This is a genomic window from Streptococcus sp. 'group B' (genome assembly GCF_002073795.1).
GTDB classification, from domain to species: Bacteria; Bacillota; Bacilli; order Lactobacillales; family Streptococcaceae; genus Streptococcus; species Streptococcus agalactiae.
This window is the reverse complement of record NZ_CP020432.1, coordinates 190,776-207,548: the sequence shown is the minus strand read 5'-3', so window position 1 is coordinate 207,548 and position 16,773 is coordinate 190,776. Positions and strand designations below refer to the sequence as shown.

Sequence of the window (16,773 nt, the reverse complement as noted above, 5' to 3'; positions counted from 1 at the left end):
ATTATTTTGGTAAAAGGTCTGGTAATGGGTAAATCATTTCGCCGGTCTTAGAGAAATAATACTTCGCTCGAGCATATTTTTGAACGTAATCTGGATTTTTTAGTTGTTTTGCTAGTAACTTCTGGTTCTCAGTTCTATTAGTTAATGTCTGATAGTCTTTCGTTAATTTTACAACTTCTTGACGACGTTCTTGTAAAGTTCTGTAACTCTTAACTAAATTATAAGTGGGTAAAATAAATAAAAGCATGACAAAAATAAGAACCCAACCCATTAAACGATTTTTTCGGCGTAACTCCTCAGCTTCGTAACGTTTTTTTAGATTCTCATCGTTAATATATTGATTATTTAACTGAACAACATTAGGCTTGCTCATCTGTTTCTATCCTTGTTTCATTAATAATTTCATACATTTTGATAGCATCTTCTTTCTTAGTGCTATCTTTCATTTCTAATACTTTAACGGTCAACAATTTATTACCAAAACGAATTTCAACTTGGTCATTAAGCTTTAGGTCAGTTGATGACTTTGCTAATACGCCATTCACCTTGACACGTCCTTTGTCTGCAACTTCTTTAGCAACGGGACGACGCTTAATGATACGCGACACTTTTAGATACTTGTCTAATCTCACTGATGATCACATCCTTCTATCTAAATTAACTCTACTATTTTAGCATTTTTTTTGAAAAATATCTGAACTGATAATATTTGTCAATATAATGTAACAAAAAGAGAGCTATTAGCTCTCTTAATTCTCTCAAATATCAAGTAAAAAACTTCTATTTTAATAACCTCTAAAAATATTTATGTCTTTCAAAAGTTGAGATGTTTGACGTGAAACATAATGTTTCTCGTACTATTCTTCTTGAACCAAACATTTTCTAAAAGAGTATCCAAATTTCCTTGCAACTTTTCACTTAGTTATTCTTCTACTGGTTTACGTGACTTAATCTCGATAAAACATTCGGCAAATTTTAGAAGTTCTTCAATAATTTCATAATTTTTCTTATGTTTGATATTAAAAACAACTTCCATCTTACCATTTGTTTCGCTAATTCTAGCCTTAAGTTGAGTTTTTGATAGTGCTTCAAAATAATCTTGAGTTAAAAAATATTTCAAAGATGCTTTTTCAAATATGATGCTTATTTCATTACCTTTTCTTTCTACTAATTCAGTAAAGGCAAGATCCAGATAAGCTTTTAAAAGTCCTATTTCTAAAAGGTATGCAACTTGATCAGGATATTCTCCAAAACGATCTATTAACTCATCTTGTAAGGCTTCATAATCAGCCCTAGTTTCTAATTCACGAATACGCTTATATATTTCTATTTTTTGGCGCTCATCTGATATATATTCTGCTGGTAAATAGGCGTCAATTTGTAAGGCTAATTCAACATTACCTTTTTGACGAATTAATGATTTTCCTTGTTTGGTGGCAATCGCTTGCTCTAGAAGCTGTGAATACATCTCGAATCCAACCGAATCAATAAAACCACTTTGTGAAGCTCCTAAAATATTTCCTGCACCACGTATAGATAAATCACGCATCGCTATTTTAAAACCAGATCCCAATTCTGTAAACCCTTTGATTGCATCTAGTCTTTTCTCAGAAATTTCTGTTAAAACTTTATCAGGTCTGTACATAAGGTAAGCATAAGCAATGCGATTACTTCTACCCACACGGCCTCTTAATTGATAAAGGGTTGACAAGCCCATATGATCTGCATTTTCAACAAAGAGGGTATTAACATTTGAAATATCGACTCCTGTCTCAATTATTGTCGTTGCAACTAAAACATCGTAATCTCCATTGATAAAGTCTATTAATGTATTTTCTAATTGAATTTCAGACATTTGACCATGAACAAAACCAATACTAGCTTCTGGTACTAACTCCTGAAGTTCTGAAACTTTCTGTTCAATAGTGTCAACTTTATTGTAAACATAAAAAACCTGTCCTCCTCTGTCTATCTCACGAATAATAGCTTCTCTAACTAAACCAGGATTTGTCTCCAAAACGTAAGTCTGCACAGGATAACGATTAGTTGGAGGTGTTTCAATGACTGATAAGTCTCTAATGCCAAGCATTGACATATGTAATGTTCTAGGTATTGGGGTCGCTGTCAAAGTTAAGACATCAACTTTTGTTTTTAATTCTTTTAACTTTTCTTTATGCTTTACACCAAATCGCTGTTCCTCATCAATAACTATTAACCCTAAATCCGAAAATACAACATCTTGAGAGAGAAGCCGATGTGTTCCAATAATAATATCAACTTGGCCCTTAGATAATCTTTTTAGTGTATCTGTTTGTTCTTTTTTGCTACGAAAACGACTAAGTACATCAACTGTAACAGGATAATTACTAAAACGTTCTTTAAAATTTTCAAAATGCTGCTGAGCTAGAACTGTTGTTGGGACTAAAACAGCAACTTGTTTATGGTCATTGACAGCTTTGAAAGCCGCACGCATAGCAACCTCTGTCTTACCAAAACCAACGTCTCCAACCAATAATCGATCCATCGGACGATTACCTTCCATATCCTGTTTAATTTCTTTTATCGACCGCAATTGATCCTCTGTCTCTACATATGCAAAATCATTATCAAAGTCATTTTGCATATTATCGTCAGGAGAAAATGCAAATCCTTGTAATTGACTACGCTCTGCATAAAGTTTCAACAAATCATCAGCAATATCTTCTACTTGCTTTGCAACTCTCTGTTTTGCTTTTTTGAAGCGACCATCATTTAACGTATTAATTTTAGGCTCTTTGCCATCTGCAGAGACATATTTTGTTAGAAGTTCAATTTGTTCTACGGGGATAGAGATCCGATCAGCATTTTGATATTGAATAGTCAGATAATCACGATGAATACCTTGTATCTCAATTGTTTCAATACCTAAAAATTTTCCTACGCCATGAACATTATGAACAACATAATCGCCAACTGAAAGTTCATTATAATCTTTTAGACGTTCTGCATTACTAATATTACTGCGTCTAATTTTCCTTTTAACACGCCTATGATAAATCTCACGTTCAGTAATCAGAACAATTTTCTCATCTGCAAAATAAAAACCATTTGAAAGATGCCCAACAATAAGTTGTGACTCCTTTGGAACGATATCGTTTTTATCTGAAATGATTAAATCTAACCCATATTCTTTTAAGTTTTCTTGAAGGAGATTTAAACCTTTTTGAGAATCTACTTGCAACAGTACTGTCGCTCCAGATTTCTTATAACGATTGATTTCATCGACCAACAATGGAAATTGATTAAAAAATTCTTGCATTCCATATTGAGTAAAATGATGAAGTTTATCAAATTTCAGATTTCCTAATCCTTTGTGGAAATTTGAAAAGAAGGTTGCTGGTTGGTATTGTCTTAATTGCTTATAAGGATCTGAAAAATAGTTCAAACTAGAATGAGACTTGCCTTGTTGTAAATCTTCCGTCAGAAGGCTAGCTATTTCTAAATCTAACTTAGCATTTCGATCTACAATTTTTTGAAAATCATCAACAAAAAGTGGAGTTCCCTCAGGAATATAGTCTAATATTCCCCATTCTTTTTCATAAAAGATACTTAGAAAACGACGAATATTTGAGTGCTTAAAATGATTCTCGGTTGTAGATAAAACCTCGCTCAAATAGGCGCGTTGTTCCTCACTAGCTGTTACTAGATAGCCCTCAAGTTTTTTCTTTGCACGCTCGAAATCTGCATCTTGTAAAATAATATCATCTGCTGGCGAAATCTGTACTGACTCTAATTGTTTAAGAGACTTTTGAGTGTCAATATCAAACTGCCTGATGCCATCTATTTCATCTCCGAAGAATTCCAAGCGATAAGGATATTCTTGTGTCATCTCAAAAATATCTAAAATATCTCCTCTTTGGCTAAATTCACCAGGACTAAATACTTGAGAAACTTTCTGATAACCTAAATTGACTAAGTTCTTACTCAATTTATCTAAATAACATTCTTGACCGATTTCAAACTTATATTGACTTTTCGAGAAAACTTCCGGATTTGGTAATAGTAACCTTAAACCACTGATACTAGTAATCAAAACACCGTTTTTTTCTGGATCTTTTAGAAACCTCAAGGCACTGAGTCGTGAAATTGATTTGTCTAATGAAGAGAAAATAAACTCTGCTGCAGGAACGTCATCAGCAAAAAATTGATAAACGTTATCTTCTCCAATTAAACTTGATATATCACTTGATAATTTATCAGAATCGTTTTGAGTGGCAGTGACTACCATAATTTTTTTAGATAACTTCTCGTAGGCTGATGCTATAGCAATAGCTTTACTTGCTCCTGAAAACCCCATAACTAATTGGCGACTATTAGTTACTAATCCAGAGTGCCATGTCCGCACCACTTTATTTTGGCTAAATAATTCTATAATATTCATTTTAAACCGTTGTATTTCTGCATTGTTTTTTGAAAATCATTCGTCTGTAAATAATAATTGACAGCATTGTCAACCTTATCAAGAGTATTTGATATCATAATTTCATCATTTTTATCAAACTTCCCTAGAACATGATTAATAACTGTCATACGTCCATTCGGACGTCCTATACCTACTTTAATACGATCAAATTCTTGAGTACCTAAATGAGCAATAATAGACTTGATACCATTATGTCCCCCAGCAGATCCTTTTTGACGAAAACGTATTTTACCGACTTCCATGTCTAAATCATCATATATGATAATCATATCCTTAATAGAAATGTTGTAGTAAGTAAGCAGGGCTTTTACCGCAATACCACTGTTATTCATAAAAGTAGTTGGTTTGATAAAATAAATTTTTTCACCGTTGATAAAATCACTACCTATCTCTGCTTTAAAATTTTTATCTTCTGTAAAGTTGACGTCAAGTTTTTTTACAATTCTGTCAACAGCCATAAATCCAATATTATGTTTTGTATCATTATATTTACTTCCTGGATTTCCTAATCCAACAATCATTTTTACCATTATCTTCTCCATTAAAACGCAAAAATGGTTAAGGATAATAACAATATCCTTAACCTAAAAGTTAACAAATTGATTATTTATTACTAGACATTGAAACGGAATTCCATGATATCGCCATCTTGAACAATATACTCTTTTCCTTCTTCACGTAACCGGCCAGCTTCTTTTACTGCTTTTTCAGATCCATATTGAATAAGGTCATCATATGACATCGTTACTGCACGAATAAAACCTCTTTCAAAATCTGAATGGATAATACCCGCAGCTTGTGGAGCTTTTATACCACGCTTAAATGTCCAAGCGCGAACCTCTTTTTCACCAGCAGTAAAGTAAGTTCCAAGGCCTAAAAGATGATAAGCAGCTCGTGTTAATTTATCAACACCAGATTCTGTTAATCCAATAGCTTCTAAAAATTCTAACTTATCTTCATCATCAAGTTCAGATATTTCTTCTTCAGCTCGAGCAGAAATCACAACTACTTCTGCACTCTCTGTTTCTGCAAATGCACGAATTTGATTAACATAGTCGATATCATCAGGATCAGCTACTTTGTCCTCATCAACATTAGCAACATATAAAACAGGTTTAGTTGTTAATAAAAAGAGACCTTTAACAACTTTTGCTTCCTCTTCTGTAAACTCAATGGTACGAGCTGATTTCCCATCTTCCAAAACAGGTTTAATCTTTTGTAAAACATTGAACTCTGCTACTGATTCTTTATCTTTTTGAGTTCGTGCCATTTTTTCAACACGCGCATAACGTTTATTGATTGACTCTAAATCAGCTAAGATTAATTCAAGATTAATAGTATCAATATCTGCTATAGGATCAACGAAGGCATCCTCACGACCTTGTTCACGCATAACATTTTCATCATCAAAAGCACGTACCACATGAACAATAGCATCCACTTCACGAATATTAGCTAAAAATTTATTTCCTAGACCTTCCCCCTTCGAAGCACCTTTAACAATACCTGCAATATCAGTAAATTCAAAGGTTGTCGGAACTGTTTTTTTAGGCGTAATCAATTCTGTCAATTTTTGCAGACGCTCATCTGGTACCTCTACCATACCAACATTGGGATCAATAGTCGCAAAAGGATAGTTAGCAGCTTCTGCTCCTGCTTTTGTAATTGCGTTAAATAAAGTTGATTTACCAACATTTGGTAAGCCTACAATACCTGCTGTTAAAGCCATTTAGTGAGTCTCCATTCAAATTTCAATCAAGACCATTATATCAAAAAATAGAAGAAAAAGCGGTATGATAAGAAGAAAATTTCAGATTTGCTTATCATTATGCCACTCTTTCACCTTCATTTAAATTATCCACTCCGAAACAAAGGGAAGACCTAGAGCTTATAAGAAAGTTAATATAGCTAAGATAATTAGTAGAGATCGAATAATATTTCGAAAAATAAACCAATAAATTTTATTATATTTTTACAGATCAAGATTTTTTTCATAAATACGTTCAACTTTAACTTCATTTGTTTTAGCTAAAACATGTTCATCTAAGCTCACGTCAAAAATCTCAGCTAACCTGATTAAATTATCCAAATCTGGTGTGGTATCCCCATTTTCCCATTTTGATATGACTTACCGAAAAATAAACAACTGTTCTGCAACTTTCGTCATTGTCAATGGCCACCTTTCTTCTTTCGATAACATTAGAATAGCTAATTTTCCAACGGCATACTAGCAATTATTTAGGAAAGTATTGGTTGCAAATATAGCTATAATTATTTGTTTAAAAGGACTTTCATGGTTGCAGTACTTTTTTTTAATTTTCGCTCAAAATCATAACGACTCATCATAATCACATGCTGACAGTTAGTACACTGAATTTTAATATCAGCTCCTACTCTCAGTACCTTCCATTGATTAGCCTTTTTACCAGTTTCTTTAATTACACAAGCATGAGGTTTTTTCATTTCAATAAGTGATCCAACTTGATACATCTTTTCTCCTTACATATATAAATACCTTTTTTGACATTTTAAACTAATCTGATCTAACTCAACTATTTCGCCATCTATTTCAATCAAACTATTTTTAGGAAAATATACGGTCATAGCTTTGAAAGTCTGGTGTTTTATACTTTTAGAGGTAGTATGCCTTTTAAAAACCAAAGATAATAAAATACTTAATCGTTTTAGAAAAGTATGCCCTTTAGCGTAAACCATATCTAACTCTGCAGTTAAAGCACTTGCTTTAGGCCAAATAGTAATGCCACCTCCAAAATAAGTGTTATTTGCTAATGCGAAAAAATAAAGGTCATTTAGTTTTATCCGCTGTCCTGTCTCTCCTTCCACTAATACTTGTACTTTAGAAGAATGTAATAATGATTTGATAGCTATAACAATGTAAGTTATTTTTCCTAGACGATATCTATTCAAAATATTTTTTATTTTAGAGTTAGATGCTTTCCAAACGACATAGGCTGCAAAACCTAAATCTAAACTATTCAAAATCAGCCCTTTATCATAAATAAAGCAATTAATTTCCTTTAATCTTTCTGTCTGAATAGCGGTAAGGGTTTCTTTGAGGTTAGGAATTTTCAAAGCCCTGGCAAAATCATTTCCTGAACCAACAGGATAATAAGCGCACGGAATATGTTGGGGGAGATAAGTCATTACTTTTGATAAGGTACCATCTCCTCCTATAATCATTAGATGATCACTTTCTTTAAAAGACCTTAGTATATTAATGACTTGTTTTTTTTCATCATCTTTCTGTTCTGTATAGAACACAGAAATATCTTCAGTATGATAAAGCTCCTGAATTTTACCAACAATAGTGGAGGCATTTTTATTACCAGCATGGGGGTTAGCTATTATATATAGAGTCATATTACTCATCATTATAGCATATCTTAGAATAAGAAAACTACCCAAGAATAACTTGGGTAGTTTTCTTATTTAGTTAGTACGAACAGGAGTTATTAATTGGATGAAATCTTCAGTATCTTCACCAGGGGTCAAAGTAAATGGACGTACTGGAGAAATAAATCGAATCGTAACTGTTTCGCTTTTTACTGCTTTTAAAGATTCAATTAGGTAAGTTGGATTAAAACTAATATTTAAACTATCACCTTTAAGGCTAACAGTATCCAATTCCTCATTAACTTTACCAACTTCTGGAGAGTTTACATGAGCTGAGACTGTTTCATTTTGAATTTCTAAACGAACAGTACCGTTCTGAGTTGCATTCGAAATTAAATAAGCACGTTCCATAGCATGGCGTAAAGCATTTGTATTAAAGATAATTTCGGTTTCAAACTGATTAGTTAGGAGGCGATCAGTATCAGGGTAGTTTCCTTCAAGCAAACGTGTATAGAAGCTGATATTTTCACTTCTAAATAACATTTGACTATCTGAGAAGAAAACCTCTACAGTTTCAATATCATCTGTAAAAACAGCCGAAAATTCTCGAAGGGATTTACTTGGAACAACCAAATCAAAATTATTAGCCGATTTCTCTAATTGGAAAGTGCGTTGACTCATACGGTGTGAATCTGTCGCAACAGCCTTAAAGTATTTATTTTGACTGATAACCAAATGAACACCTGTTAAGATTGGACGGCTTTCTTGTTGGCTAGCAGCAAAAGCAGTTTCATTAATAATTGATTTTAACAGTTTAGTTTCTAATGTTAATGGAGTATCTGTTGTCATTTCCTGCAGACGAGGGTATTGATCGACATCCTTACCTTTCAAAGTAATCTCTGATTTTCCACTAGTAAGAACAATTTGATGTTGTTCAATCTCTGTAAATTCTAAAGTTACATCTGGTAAACTTGAAATAATATTAATAAAGAAACCAGCTTCTAACAAAATAGAGCCTGGATTCGTTACTAGTAAACCTGCATTTTCATTTGAAGCAGGAATAGTATTTTCAATTGAAATTTGTCCATTTGACCCCGTTAAAATGATAGCATCTCTAGTCACTTCTATTTTAACAGTTGAAAGGATTGGAATCGCATTTTTATGACTAATAGCTCGTTTGGTTACTGTTAGAGCATGCAAGAAGAAATTTTTATTTATTGAAAAATGAATCATAGTATATCCTTTATATATTAGTATAAATTTAGTAGTAATAGTAGGTCCTGTTAAAGTTGTGAATAAGTATTATAACTTTAGTATTCATAAGGAAAATAACTTGTTCACAACCTGTGGAAAAGTCTCGTGTTTTTCTGATACTTATCCACAAAGCCTACCTGATTTTATTTTTGATAGTTTCTATCTCAATTCGTAAGTTGTCATCTTGAGCAACCATATTTTTTATTTTATTATAAGCGTGGAGAACAGTTGAGTGATCTCGTCCCCCAAATTCTTTACCTATTTTGGGGAGACTGTTATCTGTCATCTCACGAGCTAAGTACATGGCTACCTGTCTTGCAAGGACAATATCTTGTGTTCTTTTAGTTGCTTTTATCTCTTTTACAGTTACGCCATAGAATTTACCAACTTGTATTTGAATTTCTTCTATAGGAATAACAGTAACAATAGGACCGTCATTTTTACGTGCTCTGATAGCTTCTGCAGCTATATCTACTGTAATAGTTTTAGCATGCTTAAAGTCAGCAACTAGACTAATATTTTTCAAGGCTCCTTCTAATTCACGTACGTTGGAATCAAATTCTCCTGCTAAGTATTCAATGGTATCTTGAGGAAAATCATAAGGATATTCTTGAATTTTATTGGTTAAAATAGCAACTCGTGTTTCAAAATCAGGTGGTGTGATATTTACTGGGAGTCCCCAACTAAAGCGCGTGACTAGACGTTCTTCTAGATCATTTAATTGATTTGGATTTCGGTCACTGGTCAATACGATTTGTTTATCGTTTGTATGTAAAGCATTGAAAGTATTGAAGAACTCCTCTTGGGTCCCCCCTAAGGTTTTCTTAGCAAGCGACTGAATATCATCAATCAGGAGTAAGTCCAAGTTGCGAAACTTTTCTTTTAATTCTTCCATCGAATCTAAACGAATATGACTGACAAATTCATTAATAAAATTCTCAGCAGTGATGTATAAAACCCTCGCGTTTGGATTATCTCTTAAAACTTGATTTCCAATAGCATTTAGTAGATGCGTCTTTCCTAGACCAGGTCCCCCCCAGATAAATAGAGGATTATAAGTCGTGCCAGGACTATCAGCTACAGCAATTGATGCTGAAACAGCCCATCTATTTTCATCTCCTTGAACAAAATTAGCAAAAGTATATTTCTCTTTAAGGTTAGAGTCGATTTTTCTAATTGGTAAAGTATTTACTTCGTTGCTAGATTGCTGGTAGTTAGAAAAACTAGTTTCTTGTAAATGTAAATCGTTTGAGACATAGTTAGCTGTAATTTCAGCATTGAAAATTTCAAAACCAGCTGTTAGGATAACAGGCCCCAAATTTTGTTCCCAGAATAGCTTTTTCATTTCAATGTTATCTAAAGTAATAACTGCAGTTTGATGTTCAATTTTGAGGAGTCTAGCCTCTAGAACAAAAAATTCATAAGCTGCTGGTGCTATTTGAGAACGAGATAGCTCTAGTACTCTATTCCAAAATAGTTGTTCGTTTTCCGTCATAGCTTCTTCCTTATTGTCTTGTGGATAATTATTGTTATATTGTACCATAAAAAAATAAAGTTTTCCACAGATGTTGAAGAATAAAATCAACAATGTTAATTAAAGTTTTCCACAGACTGTGGAAATTAGAAAAGCTTAGAGAATCAACAGAAAAATAGCAAAATACCTTGTGGATAAGTTTGATTAAATAAAAAAATAATCAACACCCTTATTTTAGAGTGTTGATAATTCTGTTTAATTCTTCTTGGTTATTGAAAGCAATCTTTATATTGCCAGCACCATCTTTATTAATAGTAAGTTTCACTTTGCTACCTAGAAATTGAGCTAACTCATTTTCTTGATGTTTTAGAAAGACATCTTTATTTTGAAGTGACTTATGATTTGTTTTCTTTTCTTGTTTTAATAACTTCTCTAGTCGTCTTACACTAATATCTTCAGTGAGGATTCTCTGATACCAATCTTTTTGTTGACTAGCATCTGGTAGACTGAGTAGTGCACGCGCATGACCAGAGGAAAGTTTTCCTTCTTCAATAGCTGAAGTAATTAGTGGCGGTAAATTTAGTAGTCGTATCGTATTTGATATATAGGGACGAGATTTTCCCATATATTTTGCTAACTCTTCATGTGTCATACTTTTCTTTTGTAGAAGTTGAGAGTAGGCTTTAGCCTCTTCAATGGGTGACAAATTAGATCGTTGTAAATTTTCGACAATAGCTAATTGCATACTATCATCATTATTATAGGATTTTATAATTGCAGGTATACTTTCCAATTTAGCTAACTTTGCGGCTCTTAACCGTCGTTCTCCGGCTACCAGTTCGTAACCAAAGACTGCTGACGGTCTTACAATAATGGGTTGAATAAGGCCATTAATTTTAATAGAGTCGGCTAATTCTTCTAGTTCTTTTGTATTAAATTCTAGGCGAGGTTGATACGGATTTGGAGCAATATGATTGATGTTGATCGTTTCTAAATATTCCATTTTAGACCTCAGATTCTATAGACTTACTAAAGGGATTGGTCTATCTGACCAACCCCTTTAATTTTACTATATCTTAGTTAAAATAACTAGAATTGATTTAGTTATTTGCTCGTTGTTTAGCTAAATCTTTACTAGTTTTAGTAAGTTTTATAGTGACTGTTTGTTTATTTTCACCACGATAAAAGGTTACTGTTATGGAATCCCCTACCTGGTGGCCATAGAGTAAACTTTGTAAATCACTTGGAGATGCTACTTCTTTATCGTCAACTTTAGTAATGACATCGTATTTCTTTAGTTTGCCTTGAGCTGGCATGCCAGATTGGATAGATGCTACTACAATACCATTAGTAACATTACTTGGGATTTTCAGTTTACTAATAACATCGGATGGTAAATTACTTAATCCAGCCATAGAAATACCTAGAGCAGGTCTCTCTACTTGTCCGTTACTCTCAAGTTGATTGATAATCTTAACAACATCATTTGAAGGAATGGCAAATCCCATACCTTCAACGCTATTTCCTGACGATTGTCCTGAGGTTTGATTTGATGTAGAAGAAATTTTACTAGAATTAATTCCAATAACCTGTCCTTCAATATTGATAAGTGCTCCACCTGAATTACCAGGATTGATAGCAGCATCCGTCTGGATAGCATTTGTAGAAACTGTTTGTCCTTCTTCATTAGTCATTGTTACAGTTCTTTTTAAACTAGATACAATACCTTGAGTTACAGAATTTGCATACTCAGTTCCAAGAGGGCTTCCGATCGCTATAGCAGTTTCACCAATGTTGAGTTTTGATGAATCAGCAAATTCTGCAATATTTGAAACTTTATCTGATGGAATTTTGACGACGGCTAAATCAGAGTAGGTATCTGACCCAACAAGTTTCCCAACTGCTTTTGAGCCATCAGCTAGTTGAATTTCAATTTGTTTAGCCCCATCAATGACGTGGTTATTAGTGACAACATAGGCATTTTTACCATCTTTTTTATAGATGACTCCAGAGCCTTCACCGTAAACTTGTAAGCCCTTATCAGTGTTGCCCCCCTGATTACCAAAAAAATGACTATAGAAGTCTGATAGGTCAGAACGACTCTCTTGTTGTTTATAATTGATAACAGAAACAACACTATTTTGTACCTTTTTAACAGCTTTTGTTGTAGGCGTTATGTTATTATAATTTACTTTACTAGTTTTAGTGACACCACCATTTGGAATATTGTCATTATGATTCATGACAAAACTAGCAAATGCTCCACCAGCAAAGCTAACAATAATGATTAGAGAACACTTTAGAAGTGATGAGACTAATTTTTTTTTCACAAATAGCTACCTCCGTAAATTTTTATACTAATCTTATGACAAGCTTCTTAATTATACCTTAAAAGCTAAAAAAAGGAAATATCCACAAGTTGTGGATAACCTTGATTATAGTTATAGATTGCCTATAAAATAAGGGGATATGTAAGGATAAACATGTGGATAAATTGTGAAAATATTGTGGATTATGTTATAATGTAGCTATGAAATTAAAAATAATTACAGTTGGAAAATTGAAAGAGAAATACCTTAAAGAAGGTGTTGCAGAGTATCAGAAACGTCTGAATCGCTTTTCTAAAATTGAGACAATTGAGCTAGCTGATGAAAAGACACCTGATAAAGCTAGTATATCTGAAAATCAAAGAATTTTAGATATAGAAGGGGAACGTATTTTGAGTAAAATAGGTGAGAGGGATTATGTCATTGGTTTGGCTATAGAAGGGAAACAATTGCCATCTGAATCATTTAGCCATCTAATCGATCAAAAAATGATATCCGGCTACTCTACTATTACTTTTGTTATTGGTGGTAGTTTGGGTTTATCTCAAAAAGTGAAAAAACGTGCTGATTATTTAATGAGTTTTGGACTGTTAACCTTACCTCATCAACTTATGAAATTAGTCTTGATGGAACAAATTTATCGTGCTTTTATGATTCGTCAAGGCACTCCTTACCACAAATAATCGTTCCATTTATGAAACAACCGCTAAAAACAAATAAAAAAGCCTAGATAATCTATCTAGACTTTCATTATCTGATTCCAGCAGGATTCGAACCTGCGACCGTTCGCTTAGAAGGCGAATGCTCTATCCAGCTGAGCTATGGAACCATCAACTCTGTTATTCTACCAAAATATTAGGCAGGCTGTCAAGTTTTCATATGTACTATTTATGAGTTGGAAATATATTTTTTTGCTCATAAGTAGGTTCAATTTTTTTGTAAAAATTATTGAACAAAAGTATAGACAAACCTTTTTTTTCTGATATAATATTAAGAGTACTAAGGAAACACCTAACCTATGGTCCGTTGGTCAAGGGGTTAAGACACCGCCTTTTCACGGCGGTAACACGGGTTCGAATCCCGTACGGACTATTGATAACTGCTTTGCAGTTTTTTATTTATCCGGCATAGCTCAGTTGGTAGTAGCGCATGACTGTTAATCATGATGTCGCAGGTTCGAGTCCTGCTGCCGGAGTGATAAGACACATCTAAACGTTGATTTGTCGGCGTTTTTTTGTTAATAAAATAGGATGAGAGTACTCTCATCCTATTTTATTTTTTCCAAATTTTAAATAATAGACAGTAAATAATACTATTCCAGTAATAGATAGGCCTACCCCAAATTTAAAGCCGTAAGGGATAAAAATTAATGTTACTTTGCCTTTTCCTTTAGGAATATTTATTTTCATAAAACCTTTCTGAGCTTTGAAAATTTTTATTCCTTTATTATTTTGATAAGCTTTCCAACCTCTATCATAGGGAATAGTGAAGAAAAGAGAACTTCTATTAGGACTTGTATAATTAGCAATAACTTTATTGTGATCAGTTCTTACTTTTACTTTTCGTTTATTAATAACAGTCATAGCTTTTTGATAAGCTTCTAACTTGAGCCCATAAAAGTGGGGAATTGGGAAAGAAACTTGATCATTGTGTGGAAATTGAAATTTTACTTTGATACGACTGTTTTCAGCAAAGGAACCAATATTAAAAAATGAATAAGCATTATCAAGAGTATTAGGTACAAATGGTCCATTATTAACGGATATTTGAACAATTTTATTTTCCTCATTATTAAAATTTATAAACGGCATACTAACATATAACTGACTGTTTTTAGGGATAGTTATGTTATAGGTAATTTCAGTATTCCCTTGTTTATTCTTTCTAACAAATACTTGTTTATTAAGAGTAGTTTGCCCAGAAACGCTATTTGGAATAAGATGCTCAAAATACGTCTCTTTCAAACCACTTAATTGATTTAAAAGAGTTGTCTGATTATCCAAAGTATTCACAGTAAATGGTTTATCTTGATATACTTGATTCGTTAGTATAGCTAATTGACTGGCAAACTGATTTTCGTAAAGAATGGTTTGTTTATCTTGAGCTTTTCTGATAAAACCAAATTTATCAAAAGGATATTCTGTAAGGTTGTACTTTACACCAAATAGACTATCTGCGATCAAAGTATTATTTTGATAACGTAAATTTAAATTTGTACCATCTGATTTAAAGCCAAGTCTATCAAGCACTTGACTTGAAGAACGATTTCTAATAGATGAAAATTGTGAAATACCATTATAATTATATTTCATAGAGTCGTTGCCGGTTTGTCCTAACCAGCGCTCTGTACGGAAGAATGTAGAGTTATTTCTCTCAGTCTTTCTGACAAGTTTGCTAATGCTGTGATTATATTTAGCATATCCTTGCCTAGATGGAAATACCCACTCATCGTTAAGACTATTTAGTTGGTAAAAGGTGTTTAATGTCATCTCTAACACAACAAAACCAATAAGAAAGGGATAAAAAACTAATTTAGGGATTTGCTTACTGACAAAACTAATAGTTAGAATAATATAAGCTGAGAGGAATGTTAAGGTTAAAAGAAGTAATTCAAGATTAAGGTAATGATAGTGCTTTTTAAATAAAAACGTGATTATGAAACCACTTATTAAAATTAAATTGACCCCTAAAATCTTTTTCCAAGAAATGTTGTCTAAATACTCAAGGCATTCAGCAGCTAGTAGACAGATAAGTACTGAAAGTACCCAAGAGTAGCGATGAAGAAACATATTTGGAGCATGCATCCCTTGCCAAAATAAATCTAGAGGTGTTATATAAAAACTAGCAATAACAAATATTAGTGAAAATCCATATGCTAATCTAGTCCTTCGAGGAATTTCCTTTATTGTAAAGTAAAGTAAAGAAAGGAGTAAAGGAAGTAAACCTACATAAATCATAGGAATAGAGCCAAATTTTGTTGTATCATAGGCTCCAATCATATTTTTAGCAAACAAATCCATGTACCAAGAATTTTCTGTAAACATCTTCGATACCTTTGTCAACTTTTCACCATGAGTAGTTAAATCAAAATAAGTTGGCAAAATCATAATGCTACTAGTCATACCAGCTAAAAGAGATAAAAAGGTAAAATGAAGAAATTGTTTAAATGCAACCTTACTATCAGTATTACGGGTTATTTGTACGATGAAGTAAAGGCTAGTAAAGATGGTAGTCATAAAACCAAAATAATAGTTTTGGATGAATAAGGCTGTCAGAGAGAGAAAATGAAGTATAGGTTTTCTTTCCCATAGTAGCTGATCAACTCCTAAAACAACAAGGGGAATTAGAATAAATACATCTAGCCACATATTAATTTCAATTTGGCTAATTGAGAAACTCATTAAGCTATAGCAAGTAGAAATTACTAAAAGTAAGACACGATTAACTTTACAATGACGTTTACAAAGAGTGACAAACATTGACAAACCTATCAACCCTACTTTACATATTGTTAAAAGGTAGATAGCATCAGGCATATTTTTTAGGTTAAAGAAATAAACTATTGGGGATAAAAAACTTCCCAAATAGTAACTACTCAGAGCATAAAAATTTAAACCTAAACCGCTTGTAAAGGTATAGAATAAGCTGTTTGAACCATGAAGAATATTTCTTAATGCTTGATTAAAGATAACATATTGATGAAAGCTATCGCTTGCTAATATGGTTGTTGGACTTCCCCAATAAATATTCTTAGTAAAGAGGATACAGACTATGATTATGAAGGGAAGTAGAAAGCTTATTGTATAGTAAGGTATACGAAGCTTATAGTGGTTAATTGTCATATATATCTCCTAAGATAAAAAGGCTGGACGCTATTTGTTCCAACCTTTTTATTTAAATGA

At 32.9% G+C, this 16,773-nt stretch carries 14 protein-coding genes and 3 tRNA genes; 3 read left to right on the top strand and 14 right to left on the bottom strand.

What is annotated here, in order from left to right; genetic code table 11:
• Window position 1: 1 nt before the first annotated feature.
• From A6J68_RS01090 to A6J68_RS01030, 12 genes are all read right to left on the bottom strand, one after another.
• The gene (locus A6J68_RS01090; protein ID WP_000042845.1) at window positions 2-373 is read right to left on the bottom strand and encodes a septum formation initiator family protein; all 372 of its coding nucleotides are present in this window, start codon (window positions 371-373) and stop codon (window positions 2-4) included.
• On the bottom strand, window positions 360-632 hold the full coding sequence (locus A6J68_RS01085) for an RNA-binding S4 domain-containing protein (protein WP_001234967.1): 273 nt from the start codon (window positions 630-632) through the stop codon (window positions 360-362). The genes A6J68_RS01090 and A6J68_RS01085 overlap by 14 nt, the downstream gene beginning before the upstream one ends.
• 290 nt (window positions 633-922) lie before the next feature.
• Window positions 923-4,420 carry a transcription-repair coupling factor gene (gene mfd, locus A6J68_RS01075; RefSeq protein WP_001021188.1) on the bottom strand — a complete coding sequence of 1,166 codons (3,498 nt, stop codon included), beginning with the start codon at window positions 4,418-4,420 and terminating at the stop codon, window positions 923-925.
• Complete coding sequence (gene pth / locus A6J68_RS01070) at window positions 4,417-4,992, bottom strand: aminoacyl-tRNA hydrolase (RefSeq protein ID WP_000240199.1); 576 nt, start codon at window positions 4,990-4,992, stop codon at window positions 4,417-4,419. Before pth ends, mfd begins: the two co-directional genes overlap by 4 nt.
• A gap of 83 nt (window positions 4,993-5,075) precedes the next feature.
• Entirely contained in the window at window positions 5,076-6,191 is a 1,116-nt protein-coding gene (gene ychF / locus A6J68_RS01065; RefSeq protein ID WP_001218689.1) for a redox-regulated ATPase YchF, read from the bottom strand.
• A gap of 243 nt (window positions 6,192-6,434) precedes the next feature.
• Window positions 6,435-6,551, bottom strand: a complete 117-nt coding sequence (locus A6J68_RS01060) for a hypothetical protein (RefSeq protein ID WP_000369331.1) — start codon at window positions 6,549-6,551, stop codon at window positions 6,435-6,437.
• A 182-nt stretch (window positions 6,552-6,733) separates the two neighbouring features.
• A complete protein-coding gene (locus tag A6J68_RS01055; RefSeq protein ID WP_105253154.1) occupies window positions 6,734-6,952 on the bottom strand; it encodes a DUF951 domain-containing protein in 219 nt (72 codons plus the stop codon).
• A gap of 9 nt (window positions 6,953-6,961) precedes the next feature.
• The gene (locus A6J68_RS01050) at window positions 6,962-7,855 is read right to left on the bottom strand and encodes a diacylglycerol/lipid kinase family protein (RefSeq protein WP_000987442.1); all 894 of its coding nucleotides are present in this window, start codon (window positions 7,853-7,855) and stop codon (window positions 6,962-6,964) included.
• Window positions 7,856-7,912: 57 nt separating this feature from the next.
• Window positions 7,913-9,049 (bottom strand): DNA polymerase III subunit beta, encoded by a 1,137-nt coding sequence (dnaN, locus tag A6J68_RS01045; protein ID WP_000581132.1) that lies wholly within the window; start codon window positions 9,047-9,049, stop codon window positions 7,913-7,915.
• 154 nt (window positions 9,050-9,203) lie between these two features.
• Window positions 9,204-10,565 carry a chromosomal replication initiator protein DnaA gene (dnaA, locus tag A6J68_RS01040; RefSeq protein ID WP_000138202.1) on the bottom strand — a complete coding sequence of 454 codons (1,362 nt, stop codon included), beginning with the start codon at window positions 10,563-10,565 and terminating at the stop codon, window positions 9,204-9,206.
• A gap of 208 nt (window positions 10,566-10,773) precedes the next feature.
• Window positions 10,774-11,547 carry a ParB/RepB/Spo0J family partition protein gene (locus A6J68_RS01035; RefSeq protein ID WP_000456086.1) on the bottom strand — a complete coding sequence of 258 codons (774 nt, stop codon included), beginning with the start codon at window positions 11,545-11,547 and terminating at the stop codon, window positions 10,774-10,776.
• A gap of 97 nt (window positions 11,548-11,644) precedes the next feature.
• On the bottom strand, window positions 11,645-12,874 hold the full coding sequence (locus tag A6J68_RS01030; protein ID WP_000728357.1) for a S1C family serine protease: 1,230 nt from the start codon (window positions 12,872-12,874) through the stop codon (window positions 11,645-11,647).
• Between the two features lie 200 nt (window positions 12,875-13,074).
• Here A6J68_RS01030 and rlmH point away from each other — a divergent pair, with 200 nt between their 5' ends.
• Entirely contained in the window at window positions 13,075-13,554 is a 480-nt protein-coding gene (rlmH, locus tag A6J68_RS01025) for a 23S rRNA (pseudouridine(1915)-N(3))-methyltransferase RlmH (protein ID WP_000768335.1), read from the top strand.
• Window positions 13,555-13,626: 72 nt separating this feature from the next.
• Here the strand turns inward: rlmH and A6J68_RS01020 are convergent.
• Window positions 13,627-13,700, bottom strand: a tRNA-Arg gene (locus A6J68_RS01020).
• A gap of 191 nt (window positions 13,701-13,891) precedes the next feature.
• On the opposite strand from A6J68_RS01020, the gene A6J68_RS01015 reads away from it, so the two are divergent.
• Window positions 13,892-13,963, top strand: a tRNA-Glu gene (locus A6J68_RS01015).
• Between the two features lie 29 nt (window positions 13,964-13,992).
• A tRNA-Asn gene (locus A6J68_RS01010) sits at window positions 13,993-14,066 on the top strand.
• Between the two features lie 67 nt (window positions 14,067-14,133).
• On the opposite strand, the gene A6J68_RS01005 is transcribed toward A6J68_RS01010, so the two are convergent.
• Window positions 14,134-16,713 carry a YfhO family protein gene (locus tag A6J68_RS01005; RefSeq protein ID WP_000154442.1) on the bottom strand — a complete coding sequence of 860 codons (2,580 nt, stop codon included), beginning with the start codon at window positions 16,711-16,713 and terminating at the stop codon, window positions 14,134-14,136.
• Between the last annotated feature and the right edge of the window lie 60 nt (window positions 16,714-16,773).